At 64.1% G+C, this 25,120-nt stretch carries 17 protein-coding genes, 1 other RNA gene and 7 pseudogenes; 14 read left to right on the top strand and 11 right to left on the bottom strand.

Translation table 11 applies throughout. The features are described 5' to 3' along the window. Positions 1–80 precede the first annotated feature (80 nt). Complete coding sequence (rpoH, locus tag PD885_RS00225; RefSeq protein WP_002803651.1) at positions 81–956, top strand: RNA polymerase sigma factor RpoH; 876 nt, start codon at positions 81–83, stop codon at positions 954–956. A 243-nt stretch (positions 957–1,199) separates the two neighbouring features. Here the strand turns inward: rpoH and PD885_RS00220 are convergent. The 3 genes and pseudogenes from PD885_RS00220 to PD885_RS00210 all read right to left on the bottom strand — a co-directional run. Further along, positions 1,200–1,336 (bottom strand): annotated as a pseudogene (locus PD885_RS00220) (trimeric intracellular cation channel family protein); the annotation flags it as partial. 48 nt (positions 1,337–1,384) lie between these two features. Beyond that, positions 1,385–1,809: pseudogene (locus tag PD885_RS00215) on the bottom strand (NAD(P)/FAD-dependent oxidoreductase); the annotation flags it as partial. Between the two features lie 18 nt (positions 1,810–1,827). Beyond that, complete coding sequence (locus tag PD885_RS00210) at positions 1,828–4,050, bottom strand: primosomal protein N' (protein ID WP_002803653.1); 2,223 nt, start codon at positions 4,048–4,050, stop codon at positions 1,828–1,830. A gap of 469 nt (positions 4,051–4,519) precedes the next feature. Between PD885_RS00210 and PD885_RS00205 the strand changes: the two genes are divergently transcribed. The 4 genes from PD885_RS00205 to sppA all read left to right on the top strand — a co-directional run bounded on the left by PD885_RS00205 (position 4,520) and on the right by sppA (position 9,918). After that, positions 4,520–5,554 carry a hypothetical protein gene (locus tag PD885_RS00205; RefSeq protein WP_002803655.1) on the top strand — a complete coding sequence of 345 codons (1,035 nt, stop codon included), beginning with the start codon at positions 4,520–4,522 and terminating at the stop codon, positions 5,552–5,554. After that, on the top strand, positions 5,538–6,128 hold the full coding sequence (locus tag PD885_RS00200; protein WP_002803656.1) for a DUF3106 domain-containing protein: 591 nt from the start codon (positions 5,538–5,540) through the stop codon (positions 6,126–6,128). The genes PD885_RS00205 and PD885_RS00200 overlap by 17 nt, the downstream gene beginning before the upstream one ends. Before the next feature lie 427 nt (positions 6,129–6,555). Further along, positions 6,556–7,932 carry an MATE family efflux transporter gene (locus PD885_RS00195; RefSeq protein ID WP_002803657.1) on the top strand — a complete coding sequence of 459 codons (1,377 nt, stop codon included), beginning with the start codon at positions 6,556–6,558 and terminating at the stop codon, positions 7,930–7,932. Between the two features lie 84 nt (positions 7,933–8,016). After that, positions 8,017–9,918 carry a signal peptide peptidase SppA gene (gene sppA, locus PD885_RS00190; RefSeq protein ID WP_002803659.1) on the top strand — a complete coding sequence of 634 codons (1,902 nt, stop codon included), beginning with the start codon at positions 8,017–8,019 and terminating at the stop codon, positions 9,916–9,918. A 199-nt stretch (positions 9,919–10,117) separates the two neighbouring features. On the opposite strand, the gene PD885_RS00185 is transcribed toward sppA, so the two are convergent. After that, entirely contained in the window at positions 10,118–10,333 is a 216-nt protein-coding gene (locus PD885_RS00185; protein WP_002803660.1) for a hypothetical protein, read from the bottom strand. Between the two features lie 104 nt (positions 10,334–10,437). Between PD885_RS00185 and PD885_RS00180 the strand changes: the two genes are divergently transcribed. After that, positions 10,438–11,214 (top strand): SDR family oxidoreductase, encoded by a 777-nt coding sequence (locus tag PD885_RS00180; protein ID WP_002803662.1) that lies wholly within the window; start codon positions 10,438–10,440, stop codon positions 11,212–11,214. Positions 11,215–11,280: 66 nt separating this feature from the next. On the opposite strand, the pseudogene PD885_RS00175 reads toward PD885_RS00180, so the two are convergent. Next, positions 11,281–11,613 (bottom strand): annotated as a pseudogene (locus tag PD885_RS00175) (IS30 family transposase); the annotation flags it as partial. A gap of 520 nt (positions 11,614–12,133) precedes the next feature. On the opposite strand from PD885_RS00175, the gene PD885_RS00165 reads away from it, so the two are divergent. The 3 genes and pseudogenes from PD885_RS00165 (at position 12,134) to PD885_RS00155 (ending at position 13,849) form a co-directional block, all read left to right on the top strand. Then, a non-coding RNA gene (locus PD885_RS00165) (sX9 sRNA) lies at positions 12,134–12,209 on the top strand. A 149-nt stretch (positions 12,210–12,358) separates the two neighbouring features. Further along, positions 12,359–12,467 (top strand): annotated as a pseudogene (locus PD885_RS00160) (metal-dependent hydrolase); the annotation flags it as partial. Beyond that, complete coding sequence (locus tag PD885_RS00155) at positions 12,464–13,849, top strand: FAD-binding oxidoreductase (RefSeq protein ID WP_002803666.1); 1,386 nt, start codon at positions 12,464–12,466, stop codon at positions 13,847–13,849. The pseudogene PD885_RS00160 and the gene PD885_RS00155, both read left to right, overlap by 4 nt. 415 nt (positions 13,850–14,264) lie before the next feature. Here the strand turns inward: PD885_RS00155 and PD885_RS00150 are convergent. Continuing rightward, positions 14,265–14,539, bottom strand: a pseudogene (locus PD885_RS00150) (helix-turn-helix domain-containing protein); the annotation flags it as partial. Positions 14,540–14,551: 12 nt separating this feature from the next. Here PD885_RS00150 and PD885_RS00145 point away from each other — a divergent pair. Next, positions 14,552–14,689 (top strand): annotated as a pseudogene (locus PD885_RS00145) (IS5/IS1182 family transposase); the annotation flags it as partial. 198 nt (positions 14,690–14,887) lie between these two features. After that, positions 14,888–15,334 (top strand): PepSY domain-containing protein, encoded by a 447-nt coding sequence (locus PD885_RS00140; protein ID WP_002803672.1) that lies wholly within the window; start codon positions 14,888–14,890, stop codon positions 15,332–15,334. A 317-nt stretch (positions 15,335–15,651) separates the two neighbouring features. Here the strand turns inward: PD885_RS00140 and PD885_RS00135 are convergent, their stop codons facing one another. Next, positions 15,652–17,472, bottom strand: a complete 1,821-nt coding sequence (locus tag PD885_RS00135; protein ID WP_002803675.1) for a M28 family metallopeptidase — start codon at positions 17,470–17,472, stop codon at positions 15,652–15,654. A gap of 109 nt (positions 17,473–17,581) precedes the next feature. Then, entirely contained in the window at positions 17,582–17,743 is a 162-nt protein-coding gene (locus PD885_RS21225) for a hypothetical protein (protein ID WP_002803677.1), read from the bottom strand. Between the two features lie 97 nt (positions 17,744–17,840). On the opposite strand from PD885_RS21225, the gene PD885_RS00125 reads away from it, so the two are divergent. Further along, on the top strand, positions 17,841–19,139 hold the full coding sequence (locus tag PD885_RS00125) for a murein hydrolase activator EnvC family protein (RefSeq protein WP_172402137.1): 1,299 nt from the start codon (positions 17,841–17,843) through the stop codon (positions 19,137–19,139). A gap of 104 nt (positions 19,140–19,243) precedes the next feature. Further along, complete coding sequence (locus PD885_RS00120) at positions 19,244–20,707, top strand: S41 family peptidase (protein WP_002803679.1); 1,464 nt, start codon at positions 19,244–19,246, stop codon at positions 20,705–20,707. Positions 20,708–21,059: 352 nt separating this feature from the next. Here PD885_RS00120 and PD885_RS00115 read toward each other — a convergent pair whose 3' ends face one another. The 3 genes from PD885_RS00115 to PD885_RS00105 form a co-directional block, all read right to left on the bottom strand. Then, a complete protein-coding gene (locus tag PD885_RS00115) occupies positions 21,060–22,046 on the bottom strand; it encodes a D-2-hydroxyacid dehydrogenase family protein (protein WP_002803681.1) in 987 nt (328 codons plus the stop codon). Then, positions 22,046–22,366, bottom strand: a complete 321-nt coding sequence (locus tag PD885_RS00110; protein WP_002803682.1) for a DUF1820 family protein — start codon at positions 22,364–22,366, stop codon at positions 22,046–22,048. The genes PD885_RS00115 and PD885_RS00110 overlap by 1 nt, the downstream gene beginning before the upstream one ends. Before the next feature lie 104 nt (positions 22,367–22,470). Further along, positions 22,471–23,163, bottom strand: coding sequence for a rhomboid family intramembrane serine protease (locus tag PD885_RS00105; protein ID WP_002803684.1), 693 nt, complete (start codon positions 23,161–23,163; stop codon positions 22,471–22,473). Between the two features lie 218 nt (positions 23,164–23,381). On the opposite strand from PD885_RS00105, the pseudogene PD885_RS00100 reads away from it, so the two are divergent. Further along, positions 23,382–24,730 (top strand): annotated as a pseudogene (locus PD885_RS00100) (outer membrane protein transport protein). Positions 24,731–25,120: the final 390 nt, after the last annotated feature.

Genomic DNA, 25,120 nt, shown 5'->3' with positions numbered 1-25,120 from the left:
TCCGAACGTCCTATAAGTGGAACGCTGGGAACTCTTTCTGTACCCGGCAGTCCAATAGTTCGACTGCTAAGATGGTGCCTATGAACCAGACTACCTCGACTGCCCTTGTGGCGAACAATCTCCCGATTCCCAGTGCGCTCGGTTCGCTAGACGCCTACATCGGTGCCGTGCACCAGATCCCGGTGCTGTCGGTCGATGAGGAACAGAATCTTGCCCGTCGCTTCCGCGATGAGCTGGATCTGGACGCCGCGCGCGAACTGGTCCATTCCCACCTGCGCTTCGTGGTGCACGTGGCCCGCGGCTACAACGGCTACGGCCTGCCGCTGGGCGATTTGATCCAGGAAGGTAATATCGGCCTGATGAAGGCGGTCAAGCGCTTCGATCCGGAAATGGGCGTGCGTCTGGTCAGCTTCGCAGTGCATTGGATTCGTGCCGAAATGCATGAGTTCATCCTGAAGAACTGGCGCATCGTCAAAGTCGCCACGACCAAGGCGCAGCGCAAGCTGTTCTTCAACCTACGCAAGTCCAAGACGCGTCTGGGCTGGCTCAATGCGTCGGAAGTGACCGCGGTCGCCAAGGATCTGAACGTCTCCGAACGTGAAGTGATGGAGATGGAATCGCGCCTGTCCGGTCGCGATATCGGTTTCGATGCTTCGTCCGACGAAGATGATGATCACGGTCCGCCGTCACCGGTCAGCTATCTGGTAGCCAACGATGAAGATCCGTCGCAGGCTTACGAGCGTCACGACAGCGAAGACAACCAGTTGCAGCTGCTGCGCGAAGGCATGGCCGGTCTGGATACGCGCTCGCGCGACATCGTCAAGCGTCGCTGGTTGGATTCCGATTCCAAGGTGACGCTGCAGGAGCTGGCTGATGAATACGGTGTATCGGCCGAGCGCATCCGCCAGATCGAGGCGAACGCGCTGAAGAAGATGAAGGCATTGTTTGTTGCCTGATCCCTTCGACCATGCACCAGATGGTGTACAAACGGCCCGGATATCCGGGCCGTTTGCGTTTGTGCCGGTGGGCGCGGAGTCTATAAACGTCTGCTCCCCTGCCGATCTTTTTGCTGCGAATGAGCATATGCATTTGCGCCATACGCGGGCATTTCACTGGTTGAAGTGCACTACCAAACCCCGCGCATCGCGCAGCAGGCATGGCATCGGGCACTTACCCGACTAGGCAACGCTGCAGCTTCACTACTTCGGCGGCAAGCGCGCTAACGGCAGATGCCGGCCGTAGCTGATCGCCGTAAGGCGCAGGCCGGAACATACGCTTGCGCCAGTCGCCAACGACCATGCTGGGGCACGTCGAGCACATGTCCGATCGCGACTGCGCGCAGCCGTACCACCGCTGCATGCCAGTAGAAACCTGTGACACCGGTTGCGGCACATGCTGCGGGGTCGGATTCGGCCTCGGCACGTTCGAAGGCGAGCAACAGTTTGCGCCGCAGTACCAGCGCGTTATACGGCGTATTCAGGCCCGGCATGTGTTCTGTCGTTGCCGAAATAGGCATGAGTGGCGCCGGTGGCCAGCAGCATGTCGTCGCCGAGCGTGTTGCCATCGGCCAGGACGACCTCGCGGCGCGTTGGTGCGATTTCGGCGACGTCGCCGAGCAGAGCAGCGCTGCTCGCGCAGGATGTGCCGCAGCGGCGCGGCAATATCCGGCGCGGACAGACCGGCGGAGACCGGCGGCGGCGACTTGATATGGCAGTGGCCAGAACAATGGCGTTTCTGGCGGTCGATCAGGGTGATGCGGATGCCGGGATCGTCGAGCGGACGGGTCGCGCCCACCCGGCGGCTGCGCAGTAGTTTTGTTAGCCGCTCTCAATACAAATCGATCGGATCCACATCCAGCGACCAGCGCACCCGCCGCGCTTGCGGCAGCGCATAGATTGCCGGCAGCTGCGCATCGAGCAATCGGTGCAAGGCAGAGCGTTGTTGCGCGGACAACAACAATTGCGTTCGTTGAAAACCGGCGCGACGCGGCATTGGTGCCGGCATCGGGCCATAGCATTCCACTGCTGCAGACGCGGGCGATTCCGCGCTGGTGTCCGCGTTGGTCAAGACACGCACCGCCATCAGGAACTGATTGGCCGCCGCCACATCCTTGGCTTCGGCGCGGAACAGCGCCAGATGCGCGGACGGCGGAAAGCCGGCCGCCTCGCGCTGTTGCAGTTCGGCATCGGCAAAGGCGTGATAGCCGCCGTTGACCAGGGTCTGCAGCAAGGGGTGCTCGGGGTGATGGGTCTGCAGCCAGACCTCGCCCGGACGATCGGCACGTCCGGCGCGTCCTGCCACCTGGATCAATTGTTGGGAAAGCTTCTCCGCGGCACGGAAGTCTGCCGAGAACAGACCTTCGTCGATGCCGACCACCACCACCATGGTCAGCCGCGGAAGGTCGTGGCCCTTGGCCAGGATCTGCGTGCCGACCAGGATGCCGGCTTCGGTGCCGAGGCGCGCCAGTTGGGTTTCCAGCGCATCGCGGCGCCGGGTGGTGCTGCGGTCGATGCGCACTACCGGAAAATCCGGGAATTGCTCGGTCAGGCGTTCTTCCAGCCGCTCGGTGCCGATGCCCTGCGGCTGCAGCGCCAGGCTGGCGCAAGCCGGACAGGCCAGTGGTGCGGATTGGCGTGCGCCGCAGTGGTGGCATTGCAGGCGCCGACCACCGGCATGCACCGTCATCGGAGTCTGGTGCAGCGGCGTGCTGCAGCGCTGGCAGGCGGCGGTCCAGCCGCAGTCGTGGCAGAGCAGCACCGGCGCATAGCCACGGCGATTCTTGAACACCAGCACCTGCTCGCCGCGCGCCAGGGTGGCGCCGATGCCGGCCAGTACCTCTGGCGACAGGCCGTCCTTGAGCGGGCGCTTGCGCACGTCGAGCACGCGCACGCGCGGCGGACGCGCTTCGCCGGCGCGGCGCGACAGGCGCAGATGCTGGAAGCGGCCGGAATACGCATTGTGCAGGCTTTCCAGCGATGGCGTGGCGCTGCCCAGGATGACCGGCACGTCCAGCGCCTTGCCGCGCACCAGCGCGAAGTCGCGCGCGTGATAACGGATGCCGTCCTGTTGCTTGTAGCTGCCGTCGTGCTCCTCGTCGATAACGATCAGCCCGGCGTTGGGAAGTGGGGTGAACACCGCCGAGCGCGTGCCGACGATCAGCTTGGCCTCGCCGCGCCAGGCTGCGGCCCAGACACGGGCGCGTTCGCCATCGGACAGGCCCGAGTGCAGCGCGTGCACCGGCACCCCAAGCCGGGCGCGGAAGCGACCCAGCGTCTGCGGGGTCAGGCCGATTTCCGGCACCAGCACCAACGCCTGGCGTCCGGCGGCCAGGCAGTCGGCGATTGCTTGCAGATAGACTTCGGTCTTGCCGCTGCCGGTGACGCCATCGAGCAGATAAGTGGCAAAACCGCTGCGCGCGCGGATGGTGTCGGCGGCGGCCTGTTGTTCGTCGTTGAGCTGAGGGCCGCTGCGGGGTCGCGGGGCAATCGTATCGGCGGCCACTGCCACGCGTTCGGCATAGCCGCGCTTGACCAGGCTGCGCGCTGCCTCGCGCCACTGCGGCAGCAGCGGGTCCAGCTGGTCTTCGCCCACCGCAGCGGTCAGTAGCAGCGCCGCCAGCAAGGCGGGCCGGCTCCCCGCACGTAGGCTGGCCGCACCGGTGCGGCCAGCCTCGGTGAGCTGCCAGGCCCAGGCGTGAGTGTCGGCCAACGGCTCACCACGACGCAGCGGGCCGGGCAGTGCGCTAGCCTGGGCTTCGCCGAGCGGGGCGTGGGTGTAACGGGCAAGCCACTGCAGCGAGCGGGCCAGCTCGTCGACCAGCAGCGGCGCGGCATCGCACCACGCCAGCGCCGGCCGCAGGCCCTCGGCTGAGGCCAGTTGCCCAATCTCCACCACCACCCCGACCAGCTCGCGCGGCCCGAGCGGCACTCGCACCCGGCAGCCGACCCGCGCCAGATTGGCAAGCGGGGCATCGGCCGGCGGCAGGTAGTCAAACAATTGGGGCAACGGCACCGGCAAGGCGACGCGCAGAGTGGCGACGGTCGAAGTCATCCAACCAGTCTACCGACCCGGTCCAGCGCCAGGCAGCGGACCTCAGATCGCCCCAAATCCGCGCGCGGGCCTACGGCGCGTTTTTGTGACCGGTGGGATAAATACGACCTAAACCTATGTGAGGGCTAAGGAAACCGGTTTATCCACATTGCCTGTGGATAAACCTGTGAATTAGTCTGGTGCTCCACGCTGTGACGATGGATTCCCCAGCCTCTGCAACCTCTTGGACATTTTTTAGCCAGCACGCATAAGTATATAAATATCAATAGCTTAGGCGTGAAACACGATTGCAACAAAGAAAAATCAGCAGTTGACAGACGCCTACTTATCGGTATGTCTGCCGCTGTGCACAACCTGCGCCGGTGGCAGGCGCCGCTGGCTTGAGGGCGGAGCCGGGCGAGGTCGATCTGTCAAGCCATCGGCGGGGGGCAATCGCGTCGGTATCATGCCGGCCGATGCTGGAGTTCTCATGACCGTAGTCCCCGATGCCCCTGTGACCCCTGCCGCGCTGTCGGCCTTCCTGCGCGGTGTCGAACGCCGGGGTCTGGTGCTCGCACGATTGCAATGCGGCGATGGGGCAGCCGCCGAGCAGGCCCTGGCGGCTGCCCTGCGCGCCTTCAACAGCCAAGCCGCTGGTCGGCCGATGGCCTTCTGGCCGATGCGCTTCTGGAGCCTGCTGGCTACCGCACCGCCGCTGCGCCGCGAGCCGATGCCGGGCACTTGGCTGCCTCCGTTCACCGCGTTGGGCCGGATGCAGACCGCCGACCGGCTGGCACTGCTGTTGCGGATCGTGGCCGGGTTGGAAGAGAACGCGGCAAGCGAGGTGCATGGCATTGACGTGGCGGTTTATCGCCAATCGCTCGCCCGTGCCTGCCCGCGCGATGCAGCCGGCAATCCGGATGCGCATGCCTGGCGGGTGTTGGCCGAAGCGGTGCAGTTGGAATTGCGCGACCTTACCCCGGTCCAGCTGACCCGGCTGAGGCAACTGCGCGACTCAGCGCTGGCCGGCCTGCCGTTGCAGCCAGCCGCGGTTGTGGTTGCGCCCACCGAGCCGAGGCAGCCGGCCGCCCCACGCGTGCGAGCTGCGCGCCGAGAGCATTGGTCACGCGTCAACCGCCGCCACGCAGGCAACGTGCTAGGCGTGTTGGCGCTGACGCTGCTGCTTGCGGCAATCGGCTGGTGGTGGATCCATCGCCGGCCGGCACTGCCGCCTGAGCCGGTCTCGCAGGCGCCTGCAGGCGTCTTGCATGTGACCGACGCTGCGCCGGTGCTGGTGGAAGAGCTACCCGCGGCAGACCGGCCGGATGCGCTGGCAGCGCCCGGCATGGATTCGCGCGACCAAGCGATGCTGGCCGACCCGGATCTGGAGCTGGCGCGCGCGGCGGACTTCTACGCCTGGTACGCGGCCGGCCATCCGGTGCCGGCCGACGAATCTGGCGCGCACGCCACCGCGGCCGAGCAGCCTTCCGCCGCATTGGAGACGGTCGATGACGAAACTAATTAATTGGTGCGGGCTGCTGCTGTTCGCGTTGGCCGGCAGTGCTGCCGCACAAACCTTGCCGACCCCATTGGAAGAAGGCGGTGCCGTTGCGTCTTCTCATGTGCCCACTCCGGCAACGCCGAGCGCCGCCCAGCAGCACGCGCGTTGGGACGCATTGACGCCTGCACAGCAGGCCGAGCTGCGCGCCCGCTATGCGGCCTGGAACGGGCTCACCGCCACCGATCGAGTGGTGTTGCGCCAGGCGCGCGAGCGTCTGCATGCCTTACCCGAGGATCAGCAGCGCGCGTTGCGCACGCAGTTCACCGCGATGGACAGATTACATCGCGATGGCTGGCGCCTGGGCTCACAGCTGGGCGCGTTCTATCCGCAGTTGCAGCCGTTGATCGGCTACGTGCCCGCTGCGCAGCGCGACAGCGTGCTGGCGGTGCTGCGCAGTCTGGATGCCGGGCAGCTGGAGCAGCTGGCGGTACTGGCACAACGCACACCGCCACAGGATCGCGACGCCTTGCGCGATGCCTTCCTGGCAGAAGCGCCGGCCACGCGCAGCATCTGGTTGAAGCGCCAGCTGGCGCGATAGTCGCCAGCGGAGGACGCCGCCGCTGCAAGAACGTGCTACCGCAGCGGATCGCGTTCGACATCGATCCACGCATCGACGTCACGCAGTGACCTGCTGATCTTCAACGTGGCTGTCTTCGGCACGATGCTCAGACGCACGCAACGCTTGAAGACGCGCCACCATCAGGAATGCGGCGGCAACCGTCACGACAAACAACTCCCCCCCCCGCTCAAGCCAATGTATGTGAGGCCGGTGGCCAGCCAGGATTGCGCGTCCATGCGCCACCGCGTCGGAGTGCGCGTTTGCCCGCACGCGTGCAGGCGCAACAGGCTCTACCCAAGCGCACGACAAAGCCGCAGTCGGAAAGTACGCGTAAGATGGCGGGCCCACGCGACCCGGTGCCAGCGCCTCCCGGCACGGCCGTAGTCCGCGCAGCGATCGGTTTTTCATGTCTGTTTCTTCTGCACCCTCGGCCGCGACGCCAAGCGTCGCCTCGGAAGTGCGCACCACCGGCCTGCTTGCGTTGCCGCTGGTGATCGGCCACGTCTCCAGCGGACTGATCGGGTTCGTCGACAACGTCATCGCTGGCCACCACGGCACTGCCACGTTGGCTGCGGTCACCATCGGCACCTCGCTGTTGTGGCTGCCGATGCTGGTGCCGATCGGCACGTTGATCTCGTTGACCGCCTCTGTCTCGCAACTGGTTGGCGCAGGTCGCGAGCGCGAGATCGGGCCATTGTTCCGCCAGGCGCTGTGGCTGTCGCTGGCGTTGGGCGCGGTGATGTTCACCTTTCTGGGCGCAGTGCCGCCGCTGTTGCCCACCTTCGGAATTGCGCCGGACATCGTGCCGGGTGCAACCGATTTTCTGCACGCAGTGCGCTGGGGCGGGCCGGCGATGACGTTCTACTTCTGCATGCGCTATCTCTGCGAAGGCATGCATTGGACATTGCCCACCATGGTGTTGGGCGTTGCCGGGTTGCTGGTGCTGGCGCCGCTGGGCTATGCGCTTACCTATGGCACGTTCGGGTTTGCCGAGCATGGTGCGCAAGGGCTGGGCATGGCCTCGGCCATCACGATGTGGGTGCAGGCAAGCGTGTTTGCACTGTACCTGTGGCGCTCGCGGCGCTTTGCCCATCTGGAGTTGTTCAATCACCTGGAAGGGCCGCGATGGCGCGCCATCGACGATCTGTTGCGCACCGGCTTGCCGATCGGCATCACTGTGCTGATGGAAGGCGGCCTGTTCATCGTCACCGCCTTGTTGATCGGCCGGCTCGGCTCCGCCGAAGCGGCCGCGCATCAGATTGCGATCAACGTCGCGCAGCTGTGTTTCATGATCCCGATGGGCGTGGCCGAAGCCACCACGGTGCGCGTCGGGCATGCGGTAGGGCGCGGCGATCCGCTCGGCATGCGGCGTGCGGCCTGGGCCGGTTACGCTATCGTGCTTGGCACGCAGGCGCTGTCGGCCAGCGTGCTGTTGCTGGGTCACGACGCCATCGTGAGTGTCTATACCAATGATGTGACGGTGGCCGCGTTGGCCTCGGTGCTGCTGTTGTTCGCCGCCACGTTCCAGTTTCCCGATGGCATCCAGGTGCTCTCGAGCGGTGCGTTGCGTGGGCTCAAGGACACCCGCGTGCCGATGTTTTTGGCGATGTTCTCGTACTGGGGTGTGGGCATGCCGATCGGCGCCGGGCTTGGCCTGGGACTGGGCTGGGGACCGCAAGGTATGTGGATCGGCCTGATTTTGGGCCTGACCGTTGCGTCGATCCTGATGGGGCTGCGCTTCCGGCAGACCAGCCAGCGGCTGACTGCCACCGCGACACCCTGACTTCCAGCGCATGCCGCTCACGCTGCGCAGCCGGTATGCTGGACACCATTGACTTGTATGCAGCGTCTTTCGACGGAGTTTTCTATGAACCACCCCGTGCGTCGCACTCCCATCGCCAGTTTCTTCGTCGGCCTATGGGATGTGATGAATTTCACCCGGCGCCTGATCTTCAACCTGGTGTTTTTCGGCTTTCTGTTTTTGATGCTGCTGCTGTTCGTGGTGGCGATCGCCAGAGGCGACGGCACCAAACCGCTGGCCGAGCGCACCACGCTGGTGATCAATCCTGAAGGCACGCTTGTCGAGCAGTTCAGCGCCGACCCGGTGAGCCGTTCGCTGGCCAAGGCAGTCGGCAACAAGGGTGCCGAAGAAGTGCAGCTGCGTGACCTGGTGCGGGTGATCGAGGCGGCCGGCAAGGACCGCAAGATCGAGCGGGTGCTGTTGAACCTGGACAAGCTGCAGCCGCCCGGTTTCGCTTCGCAGCGCGAAGTTGCAGCCGCATTGCAGAAGCTGCGTGCCTCCGGCAAGCAGATGGTGGCTTTCAGCGAGAGTATGAGCCAGGGCCAGTACCTGCTCGCAGCGCAAGCCAACGAGGTCTATTTGGACCCGATGGGCAGTGTGCTGCTGGAAGGTCTCGGCCGTTACCGCCAGTATTTTCGCGAGGGGTTGCAGGACAAGCTCGGTGTGGACGTACACCTGTTCCGCGTGGGCGAGTACAAATCCGCCGCCGAGCCATACATCCTCGATGCGGCCTCGGCCGACGCCAAGGAAGCGGATTTGTTCTGGATGAACGACGTATGGCAGCGCTATCTGGCCGACGTAGGCACCGCGCGCAAGCTGAGCCCGGCACAACTGACCGCCGGTATCGACACGCTGCCCGAAGGCGTCGCGGCGGCAGGTGGCGACCTGGCCAAGTTCGCGCTGCAGCAGAAGCTGGTCGACGGGCTCAAGACCCGCGAAGAGGTCGATGCGCTGCTGACCAAACGTGGCGTGGCCGACAGCGATGCCGACAGTGGCTTCCGCAACATCGATTTTTCCAGCTATCTCACCCAGCTGCAGGCGCAGGGTTCGCCCATGGACAGCCGTCCGCAGGTGGCCGTGGTGGTGGCAGCTGGCGAGATCAGCGGTGGCGAGCAGCCGGCCGGCCGTATCGGTGGCGAGTCCACTGCAGCGCTGCTGCGTCAGGCGCGCGACGACGACGAGGTCAAAGCGGTGGTGCTGCGCGTGGATTCGCCCGGCGGCGAAGTGTTCGCTTCCGAGCAGATCCGTCGCCAAGTGGTCGCGCTCAAACAGGCCGGCAAGCCGGTGGTGGTGTCGATGGGCGATCTGGCCGCCTCGGGCGGTTACTGGATCAGCATGAATGCCGATCGCATCTATGCCGACCCGTCGACCATCAGTGGTTCGATCGGCATCTTCGGCATGGTGCCGAATCTGACCCGCGCGCTGAACAAGATCGGCGTGCATACCGATGGCGTTGGCACCACGCGCTTTGCCGGTGCCTTCGACATCACCCGCCCGCTGGATCCTGCTGCCGGCCAGGTCATCCAGGCTGTCATCAACAAGGGCTACGCAGACTTCACCGGCAAGGTGGCGCAGGCGCGTCACCAGTCGGTGGAGGCCATCGACAAGGTTGCGCGCGGCAGGGTGTGGAGTGGTGCGCAGGCCAGGCAGCACGGCCTGGTGGATGCGTTCGGTGGCATGCAGGAAGCGGTGGCCGATGCAGCCAACCGCGCAAAGCTGAGCAAGGGCAAGTTCCGCGTCAGCTATGTGGAAAAGCCGGCCACGCCGTTCTCGCAGTTCATGAGCGGATTCGCCGGCAGCCGCATGGGCGCCTGGATGCTGGGCAATTCCGGCATGGCGCGCGCCATGTTGGCGCGCTCGCTGCCGGAAGTGGACACGCAATTACGCTTTGTCGAAGACGCCGTGCACGACAGCAAGGCTGGTGGTACACCGGTCAAGGCGCTGGCTTACTGCTTCTGTGGGTTCTGACGCGACACGTGTGCGCTAGAATTGTCGACAACGCCGGCCTTGCGCCGGCGTTGTTGTTTCTGCGGTCGCTGTGCATTCTTAGTGCAGCGTCCGCAACATTTCTCGCAGAAATTGCACCAAGCGCTAATTCCAGAATTGCGCGCGGCAGAGCGAGCGCTTGCAGCCTTTTGGACCTCGACGCGCGCGTGATGCGGTGCGCTTACTGTGTCGCCGCATCGATTGCCTTGCGCTGATCGTCTGCGGACTGATCGGTCACCGCCTGCACCGCGTGCGCCCTGTTGAGCGGTTCGTGGATGTGGTCGCGCAAGGCGGTGGCCTGCGGCTCAGGCTTCTGCTCGGTGGGCACAGGTTGCGGCTGCTGGCAGCCGCCAATCAGCAACGTCAGGCTGGCCGCAAGAATCCAATGCAGTTTCATCGTCGTGACCTCGCTCGGGGTGGCGGTATCCTACGCTCGGGCCGTATGCGCGCGTCAACTGCGCTGCAGCGGCCGTTTCCTGCGTCTTGAAGAGGATCACCCACGTGACAACGCATCGCTGGCGGCTGGATGGACAGACCGCCCTCATCACCGGCGCCAGTGTTGGCATTGGCCTGGCTATCGCGCGCGAGCTGCTCGGCTTCGGTGCGGATCTGCTGATGGTGGCGCGCGATGCCGATGCATTGGCGCAGGCGCGCGATGAGCTCGCCGAAGAGTTTCCCGAGCGCGAACTGCACGGCTTGGCCGCCGATGTCTCCGACGATGAGGAACGCCGCGCCATCCTGGATTGGGTGGAAGACCATACAGATGGGTTGCATCTACTGATCAACAATGCAGGCGGCAACATCGCGCGCGCGGCGATCGATTACACCGAAGACGAGTGGCGCGGCATTTTCGAAACCAACCTGTTTTCTGCGTTCGAATTGTCGCGCTATGCACACCCGTTGCTGGCGAAACACGCCGCCTCGGTGATCGTCAACGTCGGCAGCGTCTCGGGCATCACGCATGTGCGCAGCGGCGCGCCGTACGGCATGACCAAGGCCGCGCTGCAGCAAATGACGCGTAATCTGGCGGTGGAATGGGCCGAGGACGGCATCCGCGTCAACGCGGTGGCGCCTTGGTATATCCGCACGCGGCGTACCTCAGGACCGTTGTCAGATCCGGATTACTACGAGCAGGTGATCGAGCGCACGCCGATGCGCCGCATCGGCGAACCGGAAGAAGTCGCTGCCGCTGTCAGTTTCCTGTGTCTGCCGGCGGCCAGTTACATCACCGGCGAATGCATTGCGGTGGATGGCGGATTTTTGCGTTACGGGTTTTAGCGGCTATCGAACGGCTGCGCGGCACACGCGGGTTTTTTGCACTGCATAGTCGCTCCTGAAAAACCCTCAACACCCAATCAGCGCAACGCTGTTGAGGATTTCCTCGGAGAAGACGTCGAGGGGCGTTTTAAATCCGAGTATCTTGCGGGGACGATTGTAGAGTCGCTGTTCGATCCATCGCAGGTCCGCGTCGGTGATGGGGCTGAACTCGGTCTGTCGTGGCAGGTACTGGCGGGTCAATCCGTTGGCAGTTTCGTTGCTGCCACGCTGCCGTGCACAGTACGGATCTGCAAAATAGAAATCGCTTTGCAAGCAAGCAACAATGAGCCGATGATCGGCGAGCTCCTTACCGTTGTCGGCGGTGAGGGTGTGCACTGCCTGGCGTAAGCCGCCCAGCCGCTAGACGGCGATGAAGTCGATCAGGTCAGGCCGCCTGGACCACTTCACAACCGTTGGTGGTGCGTCCTGAGTTGACGCCGCCGGCCAAGGATGCGGTATTGCCCGTCGCTGCCGAATACGATCGCGCTGTCTCAGCCACTTCCACGCACCTGTGCAGGTGGCAAGCAAGGCTATGCGGCTCTGGTACGGCGCCGCCGGCGCGATATTGTTGCTGGTGCTCTTGGTAGGCTGGGCGGTGCTGGGTTATTACCGCCGCGAACTCGCCAGCGTCAAGGAGGAGTTATAGCGCTACGACACTGCAACCCCGGTTTTGCGAGCCTACTACGCCTCGGATGCTGTCATCTGCGGCGATCGCGTATGCGCCAATGTCGATCCCAATGGGCAGCGTGCAGGCGACAAAAGACAGTATCGTCAGGCAAAGCCCAGGACTCAACAATAGCCGCCATACAGCATGATCGCGTTCAACCACTCAACTACTGCGCTCACCGCCAGGCGGGCACGGCCGGTGCTCGGAATCGGCATGTACCACGCGTACACTGCGGTTCCTCCGCGCCCTCCGCACCCACGTGGCGACTGCTCGATACGTTTTGTTAGCCACTCTAAGTACAGAGATCTTGCCGGTCGACGCTTTTCAAACAAGTTACCGCCACTTCTTCCAGACGACGCAGGCTTTGCTCAAACATCCTGCCGTTAGGGTGAAGGCCGTGATGACAGACAGATCATACGAACAGAACTCGCTCCGAGGCTCGGCTCAATGCTCTCCGAGCTGCGTTGGGTCTGGGCTGCAGCTTACGGTCGCAGTGCTAGGGTGGAAATGCATCCAGCGCGCGGCACCACAGGATCATGCGTCATGACAGATGTACTTCCCGCCGCGCTGGCCGAGCTGCTGGCCGCGCGGCTTGGACCCGATGGCTGGTTGACCGGCGCCGACGCGCGCCGCCGTTATGGCGAAGACGATTCGCGTCGCTGGGCATTACCAGCCGCAGTCGCCCTGCCGCGCGATACCGATGATGTGGTGGCGATCGTGCAGGCGTGTCGCACACATGGCGTGCCGATCGTGGCACGTGGCGCGGGCACCGGCACCACCGGCGCGGCGGTGCCGTTTTCCGGTGGCGTGGTGGTGTCGATGGCGCGCATGAATCGCATCCTTGCGCTGCGCCCGGAAGACCGCTGCGCCATCGTGCAACCCGGTCTGCTCAATGGCGAGCTGCAGCAAGCGCTGCAGCCACACGCGTTGTTTTGGCCGCCGGATCCGTCCAGCGCGGAGATCTGCAGCATCGGCGGGAATCTATCGACCAATGCCGGCGGCCCGCGCGCGGTGAAGTACGGCGCGACCCGCGATAACGTGCTCGGTCTGGTCGCAGTCACCGGCACCGGCGAGGTGATCCGCTGCGGCGGTGCGTACACCAAGAATTCCACCGGCTACGACCTCACGCACCTGCTGGTCGGAAGCGAAGGTACGCTGGCGATCATCGTCGAAGCGACGTTGAAGTTGACTCCACGCGCAATCGCACACGCCGGCCTACGTGCGCTGTACCGCGATGCGTCCAGCGCCGCAGCTGCGGTATCGCGCTTGATGGCACAACCGACCACGCCGACAATGCTGGAATTCATGGATGCCAGCGCGATCGCGCTATTGCGGCGCAAAGGCAGCGATGTGCCCGAAGCAGGTGCGATGTTGCTGATCGAAGCCGATGGCGATCACGACACACTTCCGTACGCATTGCAGGCCCTGCACGACGCCGCCGATGGCGAGGGCGTATTGAGCCTGGATGTGGCCGCCGATGGCAGCGCTCGCGACAGGTTATGGGCCGCGCGCCGTGCGCTGTCGCCGGCATTGCGCACGATCAAGCCGGGCAAGGTCAACGAAGATGTGGTGGTGCCGGTGTCGCGCATCCCCGCGTTGGTGGCCGGTGTGGAAGCGCTAGCCGCCGAATTCGCGTTGCCCATCGTCGCGTTCGGGCACGCAGGCAACGGCAACTTGCACATCAACATCATGTACGACCCCGCCGATGCCGACGAAGATGCACGCGCGCATGCCGCATTGCCGCGCCTATTCGCACTGGTGCTTTCGCTGGAAGGCACGTTATCGGGCGAACACGGTATCGGCGTGGCCAAGCGCGACTTCATGACGCAAGCCTTCAGCGCGCCGACGCTGGCGGCGATGCGCGCGATCAAGGCGGCGCTGGATCCGGATGGGATTTTGAATCCGGGTAAGGTGCTGCCGCCATTGTGAGTCACGCGGGTCATCCAGCACCCAATCAATGCTTTGCTGTAAGCGCCCACATAATGATAGCAAGTATCGCAGCCTGTTTATGGTGACGATTTAGATATTACGTCTGCCTGTCGTGCACCCTTATCGACCTCACTATTGGGCACCTCTAAAAACCTCAGCATTCTGCCATCATTGGCATGACGTCACGCCAGCGGGAAACCACACAAATGATCAGCTTGAAGGTAGCCGGTCGTCACCTGCTGTGTCTGGCGCGATTACAGCAGGCTGGAATGCGACCGGTATGAATACCGCAAGCGGGCAAAGTGCTGCATCCGTTGCATAAGCAAACTACGAACGAGGACGAATACCTCGGATCGCTGATCTTTCTGAAGGCCGGGTAAGCATCATGCGCGCCGGGCCGCGGTCAGGATTTGGTTATTCGAGGTGCCCTGAAGTCCTCAACCAGCAAGACCTCGATCTGGGCGATGCGCTCAGCGTCGATGCGTGGACGTCGGCTGGCCTGCGTGCGCCGTCGCTCACTGATGCGCTGCGCGTGATCTTGCAGATACTGCCGAGCGTGCTGGTGCGGCGTAGTTCGCGGCTGATCGTGCTGGGCGAACGCTCCAATGCACTGGCAATGGCACGCATCGACATGCCGGTTTCGTACAACGCATGCAGACGCGTATCGGGGTGGATGCGGTTGCGGGCGATCGAACGGCAGTCGGCTACACCAAGGTCCGCTATCGCGGCCTGGCCAAAAACGTGGCGCAGGTGCTGACGTTGTTTGCGCTGTCCAAACTGCGGATGGTGCGCGGGCAGTTGCTGCCGGCCAGAGGATCATGCTGCCGGACCGTGGGATAAGACGCCAGACGCCGCATGAATGCCGCCACTCAAGCCAATCGCACGCCTCATCTGGACGTTGCTGGTTGAACTTCGAAGATGCTGGCTGGTTGTTCAGACGTTCCTTAGCTGAACGTCTGTTGTAAACGTCTTTGGGTTTTCACCTGATGGCGATTGGAGCACGTCCAGCATGAGCGCACCTCACTGCAAGAGCATCCCATGACACAGCGATTGTTGAAAACCGCCCTGATCGGCGCACTCGCCTTGGCCTCGCACGGCGCTTTTGCGCAAGCGGCCGCAGACAAGCCGGCCAAGGCGCTCACATCCGCCGAAGTCGCCAGCATGCTCACCGCCAAGGGTTACACCAAGGTGCATGACGTCAAATTCAAGCACGGCGTGTGGACTGCCGACGCGCGCAGTGGCGATGGGAAGAATGTGGATGTGCGCATAGACCCGGTCACCGGCCGTGTCTATGGCGACCACACCACTTCAAAGCTCAACGAAGCCGATATTCGCGCAGCGCTGTCGACCAACGGCTACTTGAATGTGCACGACCTCGCATTCGAAAACGGGTTATGGAAAGCCGAAGCAAAGCGCGGTGGACAAAAGGTTGATCTGCAACTCGATCCGGAAGATGGACACGTGGTCAGCGTCGACAATAACTGACGGGGTTGCTCAGTTGTCAGAACGGGTAGGGCGGTACCAGAGATCGGTGGTGGTACTGCTGACCACGATGGCTCTACGTGCCGATGGGCCTGCACCTCGTCCACGACTGGGTGAGAACGGCGCGTTAGCGCATCTCGCTCCCGACCCGTGATCCATTAGCTCCGTTGCCGATATGCGCTTGGCACAAGCCACAAATGCAAAGGGCCTTCGACAGGAGGCCCTTTTTTAGTTTTAGGCGAGAGTCGTCGTCAAGACGCTGCAGCCGCGATCCGCGCTAACGCGCCGCCGGCGTCAAGCCGGCGACACGTCCTCATTTCTCAACGCGCGGGCGCCGCCTTCTTGGTACTTGCATCGTTCTTGCCATCCTGATTGCCACTGTCTTCGGCCTGCGGCGTCTGCGCATCCGCCGCCGCAAGTATGCCCGGCCTGCCGGCCATCATACGGTCGCGCGCGGCCTTGAACGGGTTGCCTGCATACCAGTTGGGCCAGCGCTCGCCAGCGGCCACCTCCTTGCCTACGCCATACACCGCCTGCAAGTCTTCGATGGTGCCATCGAGTTTCCAGCTCGCTGCATCGTATTCATCGCCCGGTGCGTGATAGCGATTGCGCCCGTAGTCCTTGGCGGCTGCACGTCCGGCCCTAGTGCCGCCTTCGCGCAGGTCTTCGCCGCCATCGGCATACAGCGCCGGCACGCCGGCCTTGGCGAAGTTGAAATGATCCGAACGGAAATACGAGCCGCTTTCCGGCGTGGCTTCGGCATGCAGGGTGCGGCCCTGCATCGCGGCGATCGGCTTGAGGATGTCTTCCAGCTCCGAACTGCCCATGCCGACCACGGTGACATCCCGCGCGCGCCCGGCCACCGACATCGCATCCAGGTTGATCACCGCGGCGATCTTGTCCAGCGGGAAGCTGGGATTGGCCACGTAATACTTGGAACCGAGCAGGCCGGATTCTTCCAGCGTCACTGCCACGAACACCACCGAGCGCGCCGGTTTGGGATCCTGATGCGCGAAGCCATCGGCGATTTCCAGAATGCCGGCCACGCCGGTCGCGTTGTCCACCGCGCCGTTGTAGATGTTGTCGCCGCTCTCGCCCGGATGCTTGCCCAGGTGATCCCAGTGCGCCACGTACAGCACTGCTTCGTCTGCGTGCGTGCTGCCCGGCAGCACGCCGACCACGTTGCGCGAGATCTTTTCGGCGATGGTGCTTTTCAGGTCGACCGACCAGCTGGCCTTCAACGGCACCGGCTTGAAACCGCGCTTGCTGGCGTCGCTGTAGGCTTGTGCCAGGTCCAGCCCGGCGTTGGCGAACAGCTGTTTGGCGGTCTCGGCGCTGATCCAGCCCTGCACCGGCAGGCGCGCGTCGGGGTCGTCCTTGGCCGGCAAGTCGTATTGCGGGCCGGACCAGGAATTCTTCACCACGTCCCAACCATAGCTGGCTCCAGGCGTGTCGTGCACGATCAAAGCGGCGGCCGCGCCCTTGCGTGCGGCCTCTTCGAACTTGTAGGTCCAGCGGCCGTAGTAGCTCATGCGCTTGCCATCGAAGAGCTTGGCATCGCCGGTTTGGAAGCCGGGGTCGTTGACGAACATCACCACCGTCTTGCCTTTCCAATCCTGGCCGGCGTAATCGTTCCACTGCTGCTCGGGCGCATCCACGCCGTAGCCGACAAACACCAGCTCGCTATTGTCCAGCTTGACCTCGGGTTGACCGGTGCGCGTGCCCACCAAGATGTCGCTGCCGAAGGCGAGGGTACGGGTCCGATCGCCACTGCGCAGGCTCGGTGCGGTGGATGGGGCGGCCGTGGTTTCCACCATCGGCACCTCCTGGAACCAGCTGTCGCCATTGCCCGGCTGCAACCCGATGCGCTGCATCTGGTCGCGAATGTAGGTGACGGTCATTTCTTCGCCGGGCGTGCCCGGGCCGCGACCTTCAAAGTCATCCGATGCCAGCGTTTTGACCAACTCGGCGAAATCGCCGCTGGTCAGCTCGGGCGAAAACGCGTGTCGGCTGACCGGCGCGCTGGGCGCGCGATCGACCGGCGCCTGCGCGGTGGGCGCGGTGGGCGCGTCGGCGGGTTCGCGTTTGCAGCCGGCCAGGGCCAGTATGGCGGCCAGGCACAACAGGATCTTGCGGGGCATCGGAACTCCTCGTGCTGCAGAATCCCGATCTTAGAGCGTGTTTTGGACGTTGCGGTGAGTGCGATGCGCTCTGCGGTGCGTCGACACAAGAACTCCGCGTGGTAGCGCGTCATTCCTTCGGAGCAACGTCGCTATTGAAGCTGCGCGGGGTGGCGCCACGGACCACGGCGATCTTGGCGCTGATGCGGCCGTCGACCTCGCTGATGTCCTCGTCGGCACAGGCGCTTGTGCAGACTGCGGACAACACCAACAGAAGATGCTGGGGCTTCATGCTGAACCTCGTGCGGCGGCGGTTGTCTGGTGCGTGGCGGCGATCACACCATGCTTGGCTACAATCGCGCACCTGCATGAAGTTAATGGACCTTTCGTTGCCCCCTTCGCCCGCACAGCTGCCGCGCCTGCCGTTTGCTCCCGCCACCGGCCGTGGACGCGTGTGGCTGGCAGCGACCGTGCTGGCTTGCGCACTGCTGGCCAGCGCGGGAGCGGATGCGCAGAGCCAGCGCGAAACCGAGCGCAAACTGCAGCAGCTGCGCGATGAGTTGAAGACCATCAGCGCCGATCGGCGCGAACTGGAAGGCAAGCGCAGTACCGCTGCCCAGCAGCTGCGCCAGGCCGACGAGAAGGTGGCCAAGACCGCACGCGCGTTGAGCGAGACCGAAACGGCCATGTACGAACAGGAACAACACCTGTCCAACCTGCAACAGGACCGCGCGCAATTGCAGCGCGGCCTGCAAAGGCAGCGCGTGCAACTGGCTGGGTTGTTGCGCGGCGCCGATCAGGTCGGCCGCAATGCACCGTTGAAGGTGTTGCTGTCGCAAGATACCGTTGGCGATGCCACACGCATGCTGGCAGATCACCGCTATGTGCAGAACGCACGTGCGCAGCGTATCCAGGCGCTGACCACGCAGTTGGATGCCTTGGCGAAAGTGGAACAGGACATCGCCAGCCGTCGCCAGGCACTGGATGCGGCGCGTGCGCGCCAAAAGGCCCAGGCGTCCTCGCTGCAGAAAGATCGCTCGCAGCAGGCGGCCACCGTTGCACAACTGGACGACCGCTACAAACAACACGCCGAACGCGAAAAAGCCCTTGGCCAGGACGCCCAGTCGCTGGAACAACTGCTCGCCAATCTGCGCGCAGCTGCTGCCAAGGCCGAAGCCGAACGACGTGCCGCCGCCAAACGTGCCGCTGCCGAGGCCGCAGCGCAGGCCAAGCGCAGCAAATCCGATCGCCCTGATCGTCCCGGCAAGACCCCGCCCAAGGTGATCGCCAGCGCACCGGCGCCCAAGGTGGGTGGGCTCAGCTGGCCGGTGTCGGGCAACTTGCTGGCCCGCTTCGATGCCACCTTGCCGGACGGCCACACCAGCAAGGGCGTGCTGATCGGCGCGCCCAAGGGCAGCACCGTCACCGCAGTGGCTGACGGCACCGTGGTGTTCTCCGACTGGATGACCGGCTACGGCATGATCCTGATCGTGGACCACGGCAACGGCTACATGAGCCTGTACGCGCATAACGACACGCTGTTACGCGATGCCGGCGCGTCCATCAAACGCGGCGAAGCAGTGGCCAAGGTCGGCAGCTCGGGCGGGCAGGGCGTGCCGGCCTTGTACTTCGAGCTACGTCGCAATGGTCAGCCGGTGGATCCATCGAGCTGGTTGCAGCGTCGCTGAGTGCGGCGCGCCGCCAGCAATTCAACGCGGATTTACCGCAGCTTCGCGCATAATCCAGCCAGCTCCGTCGTGCGGGGCGTCTTGTCTCTTTGTCGGAGTGCTTCATGCGCGTAGCCGTCCTGTCCGTTGCCCTGTTGTTGGCCTTGTTCGCGTCGCCTGGTTGGACGCAGACCGCCCGTCCCGCCGCCGCCCAGGCCACTGCCGACGATCCGGAAGCCAATGAAGCCGCCATCTCAAAGGTGCCGCTGAACGAGATCCGCCGCTTTGTGGCGGTGTACAACGCAGTCAAGCAGGCCTACGTCGATCCGGTCGAAGACAAAAAGCTGATGCACGCAGCGGTGCGCGGCCTGCTCTCGGATCTGGACCCGCACAGCACCTATTTCGACAAGGAAGACGCCAAAGCCTTTGACGAACAGGCAACTGGCGCCTACGACGGCATCGGCGTGGAATTGCTGCAGCAACAGGACAACACGCTCAAGGTGATTGCGCCGATTGACGACACCCCGGCTGCGCGCGCCGGCATTCGCGCCGGCGATGTGATCGTGGCCATCGATGGCAAGCCGATCGATGCCAGCAAGGCGATGGAACCGCTGCGTGGCGAATCCGGCAGCAAGGTCGTGCTGACGATCGTGCGCGACAAGGCGCCCAAACCGTTCGACGTAACTTTGCAGCGCGAGACCATTCGCGTGGCCAGCGTGCGCAGCAAGCTGCTCGAACCCGGCTATGGCTACATCCGCATCAGCACCTTCCAGGCCGACACCGGCGCTAACTTTCAGAAGAACCTCAAGCAGCTGCAGGCCGGCGGCAAGCTACGCGGCCTGGTGCTGGATCTGCGCAGCAACCCCGGTGGTCTGCTGACCTCGGCAGTGCAGGTGGCCGACGATCTACTCGACAAGGGCAACATCGTCAGCACGCGCGGGCGCATCTCGATCAGCGATGCCAAGTTCGACGCCAGCCCGGGCGATCTGCTCGGCGGCGCACCGGTCGTCGTCCTCGTGGACGCCGGCTCAGCCAGCGCCTCGGAAGTGCTGGCCGGCGCACTGCGCGACAACCAGCGCGCGCGCGTTATCGGCAGCCGCACTTTCGGCAAGGGCTCCGTGCAGACGGTGCTGCCGCTGGACAACGGCGACTCTGTCAAGCTCACCACCGCGCGCTATTACACGCCAAGCGGCAAGTCGATCCAGGCCAGCGGCATCCTGCCGGAAGTGCTGCTCACCCCCGAACCGCAACCGGGCGATGCCGACGTGCCGGCCAGCCTGACCGACTATAGCGAGGCCACCTTGCCCGGTCATCTGCGTGGCGACGAAGAGGGCGAGGAGGGCTACAGGACAGGCGACGTGCTGCCGGGCGATGGCCCGATCGCCACCGCATTGGCCGAACTCAAGCAGCCCGGCTCGGCCGCCAAGGCGCAAGCCGCGCTCAAGGCCAAGGCACAGGCGGCACAGAAGGCGAGGGCGACCAAGACAGCAGCCGAGCCGAAGCCGGCGGCAGCACGTCCGGCAACTGCAGACAAGCCCAAGGCTGCCGAACTCGTCGAGAAAGCCAAGCCGGCCGAGCCGGTCAAGTAAGGCGCAAGACACAGAGGTACTGCAGCTGCTTCACACCTGCGGTGTTTGGCGAAGCAGAAGTGCGGGGATCGTGGCCGAGCGATTGGCAACCATGCCATCGGTCGCCGAGAATCACATGCTTCCCGTAGTGACTGGTTGCGAGCAGCTTTCCCGGAGTTTCCACTGCGCACCCAACGCTAGACGCGATGCGATGCCCGATCAGTGACTGCTGCAGCCGCACGCGCGGCGTCGCGGGTCGCGCTGCAAGGCCTCGTTGCAGCGCGCCGTTATGGCGGAGCGCTTTGCTGGAGATGCCAGTCGCACGATGGCCGCCTTGCTTCAAGGGGCACGCGATCTACTGCGCACCCGATCGCTATCGCGCAGTCACCAACGCTTCGGGATTGACCAAATTGCGCGGCGTGCCCGCTGCAAACGCCAGCACATTGTCGAACGCGGCTTCGAAATACAGAGCGTAGCTGTCACGTTCTACGTAGCCCAGATGCGGCGTCGCCAACACCCGCGGATGCTGCAGCAGCGGATCGCGCGGATCCAGCACCGGTTCGCGTTCGAACACATCCACTGCTGCCTGTGCTGGCCGACCGGCGTCGAGTGCGGCCAACAACGCACCGGGTGCGATCAATTCGGCGCGGCTGGTGTTGACCAGCAAGGCATCGCCACGCATGCGCGCCAGATCCTGCGCGCTCACGTCATGGCGGGTCTGCGCAGTGAGGCGCCGATGCAGCGACAGCACGTCGCTACGTTCGAACAAGTCCTCACGGCTTTCAGCGATTTCGAACCCATCGCGCGCGGCTTTGGCACAGGAGTCTTCGCCGCCCCACACCAGCACCTGCATGCCGAACGCGCATCCAAAGTTGGCCACGCGCTGGCCGATCCGCCCATAACTCCAGATGCCCAGCGTGCGCTCGTGCAGCACGCGTCCCACACCCGGATCGCCGAGTGCTTGCCAGCGGCCTTGATGCAACGCGCGCTGGTACTCGCTCAAACGGCGGCTGGCTGACAAGATCAAGGCCCATGTCAGTTCGGCTGGCGCCACCGACGAGCCGACGCCTTCGGCCACCGCCACTCCGAACTCAGTGCATGCGGCCACATCCACATGCGCGCCCACCCGTCCGGTCTGACTGATGAGCTTGAGCCGCGGCAAGCGCCGCAGCAGCGTGGCGTCCACGCGTGTGCGCTCGCGGATCAGCACCAGCGCATCGGCTTCCACCAGGCGCTCCGCCCATTCGTTGGGATCGGTCGCCAACGCGCCCAACACCTGTACATCGTGCCCTTGCAGCCGCTGCAAACACGGCAGCTGACGCACCGCGCCCTGATAGTCGTCGGGCACCAGGATGCGCATCAGCGTGGCTTGGTCGGCGACGGAAACGGCGTGACCACCTTGTCGCCGGTGGTGGCATCGCGAATCACCGACTGGCCTTTCTTCTCCACTTCCTCGATACGCACGATGCTCTGCATCGGCAGGTGCAAGGTCTTGGTGTTGCCGAACTCTTCGCGTAGGCGCTCTTCGGTGGGATCGACCACCACACCGTCGTGCACGTCGAATACCAGCTCACCAATCTGGTTGAAGCCCCACAGATGACTGCCGGTGACCTGGCGCGCGTAGAGCTCGTACACCTTGCCGTGATTGAGGAAGGTGACTTTGTACAGAGGCTTGGACATGCCGCAATTATAGGCGCGCCGACACGCCCAAGGCAGTGCAAGAGAGCGGCCAACGCACGATCGCGCTGCCGTCAACGAGCGTTCGCGACGGTTTGCGCGCCGCGCTAAAATCCGTGGCGCTTGCGCAGCCGCCGCGCGATCGCCGCGCGCACGTACAGCCCATAGACGATGCCGAATACGAAACCGGCGATATGCGCCGACCACGCCACCATGCCGAACGCCGGGCCGATGTAGGCGAACACCACCTGCAGCAGCGCCCAGACACCGATCAGCAACGGTGCAGGCACGCGGATGAATTCCAGAAACACCCCCAGCGGCAACACCACGCCCAGCTTGGCGCCGGGAAACAGCGCCAAATAAGTACCGATCAACGCCGACACCGCGCCCGAGGCGCCAATGATCACCCGGTCCGGCGTGCCGATCGCGAAGATCGCCGCCAAGTTGGACGCCGCGCCACCGACCAGGAACAGCAGCAGCAGCCGCCATGGACCCAGGATGCGCTCGGCCGGCAACCCGAAGATCAACAGGAACACCAAGTTGCCGAGCAAGTGCGACCAGTCCGCGTGCAGAAACAAGGCGGTGAACAGCCGCAGCACGCTGCCGTCGCGTAATGTGGCCCACCAGTCGCCCAGGTTGGACACGCCGCTGGAAAGTGCCCCCCAGTCAAGCCACAGCGTGCTGCGCGCTTCGCCCGGCCGGCTGATCGACCACACATAGGCCAGCCAGACAGTTGCGAACAGCAGCGGCACCGCCCAGCGCGGCGCGGATTTCTTGCGGGAGGGGATCGAGACGAACATCGGAGTGGTACTCTAGCGGGTTAACGGTCCTGAACCCATCCCTATCCTGTCCAGCCGGCCAAAACGCACTTCGTTATTGTTCGGTTAATCGTCCTGGTTATACTGCGTACGGCGTCGTGGGTCGGGGGAGGGGCTCCGGCGCGCTCCAGCAGCCACTTGGCGCTGGGCGCGGACGCTGTACCGACCACTGCAGTTTTTATCCGGAGAGCACCACGCTTATGTCTACCGCTTCCACTCTCAGCCGCGCCACCCTGTTGGCCGTCGGTATCGCTGGCGTAATGGCCGTTGGCCAGGCACATGGCGCCGCATTCCAGCTGAAAGAAAACAGCGCCAAGGGTCTTGGCCGCGCCTTCTCAGGTTCCGGTAGCGCCCCGGACGATGCCTCGATCATTGCCAACAACCCGGCCGGCATGCGCCAGCTGGACGGTCGCCTGTTTCAGGCCGACGTCAGCGTCATCAGCTTCTCGGCCAAGTTCCAGCCTGACAACGCCACCTACGCCACCTACGCCAACGGTGCCCCGGTCTCCGGCGGCAATGGCGGCGACGCCGGCATGATCGCGCCGGTCCCGGCGATGTACTTCCATGTGCCGTTCGGTGAGAACAACAACATGCACCTTGGCACCTCGCTGACTGTGCCGTTCGGCTTCAAGACCGAATACGACCGTGATTGGGCCGGCCGCTACCACGGCACCAAGACTGAGCTGCAGGCGATCGACTTCAACGTCGCGTTCTCCTACGACGTGAACCCGTATGTGTCGTTCGGTGCCTCGGTGTTTGCCGAGCGGCTGGATATCGATCTGGCCAGCGCGGTGGATTTCGGCAGCATTCTGGCCGCGCGTCGCGCGCCGGGTTTCGCCCCAGGCAGCGCCGACGGTTACTCGCGCATCAAGGGCGACAGCACCGAAGTGGGCTTCACCCTCGGTGGATTGTTCAGCATTGATGAGAACACCCATATCGGCTTCAGCTACCGCTCGGAAGTGGAGCAAAGATCACCGACGGCGACGCCGACTTCACCGTGCCGGGCAGCGCCGCCACCGTGTTGGGTATCGCCGCACCGGGTACCTTTGTCGATACCAAGGGCCGCGCTACCGTCAAGCTGCCGGCCACCGCCACCGCCAGCTTCACGCACAACGTGAACGAGCAATGGTCGATCATGGCCGACGTCACCCGCACCGCCTGGAGTAAGTTCGACCAGGTGACCGTGGACTTTGCCTCCAATCAGCCCGACAGCGTGCTGGACTTTTCCTACCGCGACACGACCTTCGCCTCGATCGGTGCCGACTACCGCATGAGCGATACGCTGACATTGCGTGGCGGTGTGGCGTACGACCAGACCCCCACCACTGCAGACCATCGCGACGTGCGCGTGCCGGATGCCAGCCGCAAGTGGGTGTCACTGGGTCTGAGCTGGCACCCGTCGCATCAGGCCGAATACAACTTCGGTTACACCCACCTGTTCACCAGCGACCCGACCAGCGACACCCGCAGCGCCACCGGCGACCGTCTGGCTGGCAGTTATACGGTGAAGGGCGACGTGCTGGCCGCTTCGATCAACTACAAGTTCTGAACGTCACAGCGCGCGTTATGTGATGAAAAACCTCGCCTCGGCGGGGTTTTTTCTTTGCACTCGTACACACGCAACAGCCACACACGGCGCTTTGCCGGCGCACATCATTGTCATCGACAGACATCGCGCCAGGCGGTGTTTTTCCGTTCGGCCCCGGCATCCACTCGGCCTGCTATGCTCGAAACAAGCAAGGCCATCGGCTTGCAGCGCATCACCACTGCAATTGCAAGCGCGATGTGCCAGCGTAGCGATCTACGTCCATATGCAGTGCGACACCAATCGTGCAGGCCCCAGCCCAGGTTGCTATGGTCACGCGCCGCAGCCACGAACTGGATTTTGTTCCAATCGGCCCAGGCACTTTATGGCGGGGATTGGTAATGAGTCGCCCCT

It is taken from the genome of Xanthomonas fragariae (assembly GCF_900183975.1).
GTDB lineage: Bacteria > Pseudomonadota > Gammaproteobacteria > Xanthomonadales > Xanthomonadaceae > Xanthomonas > Xanthomonas fragariae.
Note: the sequence above shows the minus strand (reverse complement) of the source record. Positions and strands in the feature narration are given on the sequence as shown.